This window comes from Candidatus Melainabacteria bacterium RIFOXYA2_FULL_32_9 (assembly GCA_001784615.1).
In the GTDB taxonomy this organism is placed as follows: domain Bacteria; phylum Cyanobacteriota; class Vampirovibrionia; order Gastranaerophilales; family UBA9579; genus UBA9579.
Window position 1 is genome coordinate 1,026 of the sequence record MFRQ01000117.1, and the last position, 5,905, is coordinate 6,930.

Below are 5,905 nucleotides of genomic sequence, written 5' to 3' on the forward strand. Positions count from 1 at the left end.
CGGAGTAACGTCAAAAGCTGGATTTATTATGTTTACTCCTTCAGGACAAATTCTTTCACCGTTTATATGAGTAACTTCTTCCCATCCCCTTTCTTCTATAGGAATTTCATTGCCTGAGGAGATAGATGTATCAATTGTAGAAAGAGGAGCTGCAACGTAGAAAGGAATATTATGTTCTTTTGCTACTATTGCTACATTGTACGTTCCTATTTTATTTGCGGTATCTCCATTTGCAGCAATTCTATCTGCACCAACCACAACAAAGTCAATCATATCCTTTGACATAAAGAAACCACACATTCCATCTGTGATTAGAGTAACAGGAATATTATCCATTATTAATTCCCAGGTGGTAAGTTTTGCGCCTTGTTGGCGTGGTCTGGTTTCATCTGCAAAAACACGAATAGTTGGGTCTTTTTCATAAGCAGCACGAACTACTCCAAGGGCAGTACCATATCCTGCTGTAGCTAAAGCTCCGGCATTACAATGAGTAAGAATTGTAGCGCCTTCAGGTACTAGTTCTGCTCCATTTTTACCGATTTTCTTATTGATTTCTATATCTTCATCGTGTATTTTTATAGCATTTTCTATTAAGGCACTTACGATAAAGTTAATATTTTCTGAATCCAATGTTTTAGCAAAATTAAGCTGTCTATCTACAGCCCACATTAAATTTACTGCTGTTGGACGTGTGGACTTTAAGTATTCTCCAATTTTTTCCAACCCTTGAATAAAATCACCTTTATTATTAATATGAGATAACTCCATAGCTCCAAGTGCAATACCAAAAGCCCCAGCGACTCCAATAGCTGGTGCACCCCTTACAAGCATATCTTTAATAGCTATACCCATATCCTGAGAGTTTTTTACCTCAACTATTTCAAATTCATATGGTAATTTAGTCTGATCAATTAGCTTAACGTGATTTTTATGCCATTCAATAGTTCTAACATTTGATTCCATGATTAATAATTCCTATATAAAAGTTTTTCCTTCTTTATTTTAAGATAAATAGAGATTAACAGTCAAAGTGACTCGTTTAACGAGTCACTTTGATTAAGCATTAAATTTAGTATTTAAGATCAATTTACTTCTTGTTAAGAAGGTTGATTATTTGATCAGTTATATCTACTCCACCTTGAAGTACACTTGATTTATTTAATACTAGGTCCAGTTTTTTGCTTTTAGCTGCTTTGTCTATGGCGCTAAATACGCTATCTTCAATTTCTTTCCATTCTTTTATTTGTAATTCTCTGAAACCATCAGCTTTTGTTTTAAATTCATTGGTTAATCTATCTTCCAGATTTTTCTTTTCTACAGGTGAATTTGCATTTTTTAACTGCTTTTGAGCATCAGCAAGGAATTTCTGTAATTCTGCTTCCTTAACTTTTAAGTCTGCAGAAACATCTTGCGCTTTTGAGTAATTACTTATAACTTTGTCAAGATCAACTATTGCAACTTCAGCATAAGAAGCTAATCCGGAAAATCCGATTACACTTACAACAGCTAACATGGTTAAAAACTTTTTGAAAACTCTCATCTTAAAATCTCCTTTCATACCTGGTTATTATAAATTCTCTTTTATCAGCAAAATATCAAGTTAGGTTTATTATATACCTTGAAGTTGTATAAATCCAGAAGATAATTAATATCTTTCTCCAAAGCCAAAAGTAAATCTTCCTCTTTTGTTTCCTGAGCCTACAAAAGTGAGAGGGTAGCCATAATCAACTCTGATTGGGCCAAGTCCAGGAATATTTACTCTTAAACCGGCACCGGCTGAAATTCCATATCCGGGTCTATTAAATAAATCATTTGTAAGAGTTTCTCTAAACACAGTACCTGCATCCATAAACAATGCTGCTCTCATATCTCTAAAGAAATTAATATCAGTTATTTGAGCTACGAATGGTATTGGGGTTCTGAATTCAGCAGTTGCCAGCATAAAGCCTTTTCCATTACCTACATCACCTTCTCTAAATCCTCTAACTGTAGTTGCACCACCTAATCTAAATGACGCAAATTCAGGGAGAGAGCCAATTACCTGTGTGCCAACTTTACCACCTACTGTAAATGTTGATTTATCGCCTATAGGATAAAATCTTCTAACAGTTGCAGTAGCTTTTCCAAAAGAGCCAGCATCGCCACTTAACATAAAGGATTCTTTAAATGATCCGGAAGCATACCAGCCTTCTGTAGGGTTAATGAAACTATTACGAGTATCATAAATCAGGGAAGGTCCTAAAGATATAAAAGTACCGCCTTCTAATTGCTCAGCTCTTCTTCTAATATCAATACCTTTTTCAGCAAAAGCATTTGTTATTCTTTGGTTATCACCTTCTCGAACATCTACATTTTCTACACCAAGAGATACACTTCCTGCAAGGTGAGGAACTCTTTTTATTGGTCTTGCTAATTCTACTTCAGTACCGATTCTTCTTTCAATTCCAAGTGGAACCTGATAACTCGCAAATTCTCTACCAAATGCAGAAACTTCAAGCGAATTCAAAGTTTGTTTGAGTCTTGGTTCAACAAAATTTGCTTCAAATTGGAGGTTAGCTCTTCTGATAGTATCCTGATCTCTTAAGACAATACCACTACCTGCCATAAAATTAGTAGATAATTGTTGTCCTAATCCTCTAAAGTTATTATCCATATATCCTAAAGAGCCAAATAATCCTGTTCCAGTATCGATACCTCCACCAAGAGAGATAGACCCTGTTCTTTTTTCATCAACTTCTACGGTTAATCTGTATTTATTAGGGTCATCAGGAGAGGCAGAAAGAACTCTTCTGATATCAGAAAATGCCTGAGTAGCAAAAATTCTGGACAAATCTTGTTTTAGTAAATTTTCATTATAGACCATTCCTGAGGCCATAATCATGTTTCTCTTGATTACAAAATCTTTGGTTTTGGTATTTCCTGAGATTTTAATACCGTCAATAACGCCTTCATTTATATCAATATTGATCATTCCATCAGGATCATCTGTAATTCTTTTTACTCGGGCAAGAATATAACCTTTTTCTGTATAAAGGTTCTCAATGTTTTCAACGGCTTTATTTAATTCAGCAATATTTTGAGGCAGTCCTGTTTGGCTATTGAATATCTTTGCAAGATTTTCAGTAGAAATAACATCATTTCCTGTAATGTTAAATCCTGTTACAGGAGCATTTTCTTCCACTTCAATTCTAAGCTTAATTCCTGTTGAAGAAGGCTCTGGGATTGCTTTTAATCTTTCTGTAAAGTATCCCATATCATATATGCTTTTAAGATCTTTTTGTATTAAGTTTCTATCAAACTTTGAACCTTGTTTTATTGCTAATTTACTTAAAATATCCTCAGTTTTTACAAGATTATTGCCCTTAATTTCAATCTCTTTAACAGTAATACCTTCATCATAAGTTCTACTTTGCAGGTTATTTAACTTTTGGGGAGCAATTTCAGTAGCCTGAGTAAACTGAGGTTCCTCTTCTTCTTGAGAGAAGCTTGCAAGTGATGTGCTGTTTAACATAAATAGGGTTAAAATTAAGCTTAATATAACATTTTTTCTACTTGCTGTTGCCATTTTGATTTCTTGTCCCCATGTCTTGCTTTAGTTAAATTGAAGGTTGCGCTAGTTATTATAATATTTTAGTCTATTAATTAAAAGTTTGCCCATAATTAAAATTGTTTAATTCTTTATTGTAAAATAATTTGATTATAAAATCATTTAAGTTTTTAATTTTTTAACAGTTTTAAACTTTCTTAGATGTTAGTAGAATTATTATAAGTGTTTTGTATTATTTAGCATAGAAGTAAATTTTCTGGACTATAACTAGACAGGGGAGCTAGGTAAGGAGATTTAAAATGAAATATGGTGTAATATTAGTCACGTCTTCAAGTCTTGAAGAATCTAAAAAAATAGCTCATTCACTAGTTGAAGATAAGCTTGCTGCTTGTGTAAACATAATTCCTAAGATTATTTCGGTATATAGCTGGCAAGAAAAAATAAATGAAGATGAAGAATATTTATTGATAATAAAAACCAGAAGATGTCTTTTTAAGACTATAAAGCAGCGAGTCATTGATTTACATTCTTATGAATTACCAGAGGTAATAATGCTGCCTATTAAAAAAGGGCATAAGGATTACCTTAAATGGATTCAGAAAGAAACTAAAGGAATTAAGTAAGAAATGAGTCTAAATCTTCTCGATGTTCCTAAATTAAAATTTACTGAGCAGGAATTTATTAAGTTTTTAAGAGCACAGGGAATCACCGTAAAAACAAATACTAAAGCTCGAGGTAATTTAGGCATATGCTTCAAAAATAGAATTGATGTCTCAAAAAGAGTAGCTAAAGAAAAGAGACTAAATGTGCTAGCCCACGAATATGCCCATAAAATCCATTATGATTTAGAAAGAGAATCTTTTTACAAAGGTGGCACGCTCGAAAAACTATTTAAAACATCTGAAACACCTATATTTCAACAAGAATTGATGAAAGTCACCAATTTTGTAGACGAAAATTCATTATTTGAGAAGTTTTTATTGAGAAAAACAGAAATTAAGAAAGAAATAAGAGATTTTGAGAACCTGATAAAAAAGGAATATCCTGAATTTAAAAGAACGGGAATCTTTACACCTATAAACAGCTTCTTTAAAAAGCATAAATCTCCTGCAAGATATTTATTGCAGTACGATAATGTCCGAATTTCTCAGCCTATTCTAGGAAAAGAAGATTTTTACAGTATTAAAAACCTTGACAAAGACTTCTCTCAAATGCCTGAGTCTTTAAGAGTTTATATCAAGCTTAAAAGCAGAGAACGTGAATATAAAAGGCTTTATCGTTTAAAAAATAAAGCAGAGAATTACTACAAAAAGCCTACAGAATTATTTGCCAGATTTATTGAAGGGTTTTTTATCGATAAAGCGAAAGTGCAAGAACTTGCTCCTATGGTTTATGCAAGATTTACTGAACTTATAGAGCAGAAATATTATGGAAATTTAAAAGATTTACTTATTTTAGCTGGAATAGATTTAGAATAAAAAATAAATCATTTACCCTAAGCTCAAACAAGTATAATTGTGTAAAATATAATATGATTGCCATTTACAGATATTTATTTGCTGGATTTTCTGAATAAAAAGGAGCATTAACATGAAGGGTAAGATATTACTGGTTTCCAGTAGTTTTGAAGATGAAACTAGATTTCTAACACATGCAGATATGTTTTACCCATTAGGTTTAGGCTATTTACATTCATATCTTGAACATTGTGATTACAGCGTTCAAACATTATTTTTGAACGGATATCCCTTTGAAGATTGTTATGAGCGAACTATTCAGACAATTGATGAATATAAACCAGATATAATAGGTTTTCAGGTAATCACCAATAATAGAGTCAGTACATATAGATTAATTGAAAGTATTCATGAAAAATATCCTGATATACATATTGTACTTGGGGGAATACATTCAACATTGATGTATCAGCAATTGCTTGAAAAATATCCATTCCTGACTGTAGTAATAGGCGAAGGGGAAATTACTTTTTCTGAACTTGCAGAAAAACTTATTAATAACAATACTAATCTTGAAAATGTAGATGGAATTGCCTTTCATAATAATGGAGTTATTAAGACTAAAGATAGAGAATTAATTGAAAATCTTGATATACTTCCTTTTCCTAAGCATGAGGCATTTTTTGATCAAAACAGACGAATAGGCAGTATCATAACAGCCAGAGGCTGTCCATTTAAATGTAGTTTTTGCTGTCTTGATAATGTTTCAAAGAGAAGGATTAGATATAGATCCGTTGATAATGTTGTTGATGAGATAGAATATTTACATAAAAAATTTCCAAAGATGAGAGATATATGTATTCACGATGATACTTTTTTCATGGACAATCAAAGAGCAATA

General features: G+C 32.2%; 5 protein-coding genes and 1 pseudogene (1 of these 6 running past the window's edge). 3 read left to right on the forward strand and 3 right to left on the reverse strand.

What is annotated here, in order from left to right; all coding sequences use genetic code 11:
* The 3 genes from A2255_10960 to A2255_10970 form a co-directional block, all read right to left on the reverse strand.
* Window positions 1-963: the 5' portion of an S-methyl-5-thioribose-1-phosphate isomerase gene (locus tag A2255_10960; GenBank protein OGI18129.1), read on the reverse strand. It extends 90 nt beyond the left edge of the window; 963 of the gene's 1,053 nt are visible here — the first part of the coding sequence; it begins with the start codon at window positions 961-963; its stop codon lies beyond the left edge, outside the window.
* A 124-nt stretch (window positions 964-1,087) separates the two neighbouring features.
* Window positions 1,088-1,540 carry a hypothetical protein gene (locus A2255_10965; protein ID OGI18130.1) on the reverse strand — a complete coding sequence of 151 codons (453 nt, stop codon included), beginning with the start codon at window positions 1,538-1,540 and terminating at the stop codon, window positions 1,088-1,090.
* A gap of 105 nt (window positions 1,541-1,645) precedes the next feature.
* Entirely contained in the window at window positions 1,646-3,565 is a 1,920-nt protein-coding gene (locus tag A2255_10970; protein ID OGI18131.1) for a hypothetical protein, read from the reverse strand.
* Between the two features lie 281 nt (window positions 3,566-3,846).
* Between A2255_10970 and A2255_10975 the strand changes: the two genes are divergently transcribed.
* The 3 genes and pseudogenes from A2255_10975 to A2255_10985 all read left to right on the forward strand — a co-directional run bounded on the left by A2255_10975 (window position 3,847) and on the right by A2255_10985 (window position 5,905).
* On the forward strand, window positions 3,847-4,170 hold the full coding sequence (locus tag A2255_10975; protein OGI18132.1) for a hypothetical protein: 324 nt from the start codon (window positions 3,847-3,849) through the stop codon (window positions 4,168-4,170).
* Window positions 4,171-4,173: 3 nt separating this feature from the next.
* Window positions 4,174-5,025 (forward strand): hypothetical protein, encoded by an 852-nt coding sequence (locus A2255_10980; protein OGI18133.1) that lies wholly within the window; start codon window positions 4,174-4,176, stop codon window positions 5,023-5,025.
* Between the two features lie 112 nt (window positions 5,026-5,137).
* Window positions 5,138-5,905, forward strand: a pseudogene (locus A2255_10985) (hypothetical protein).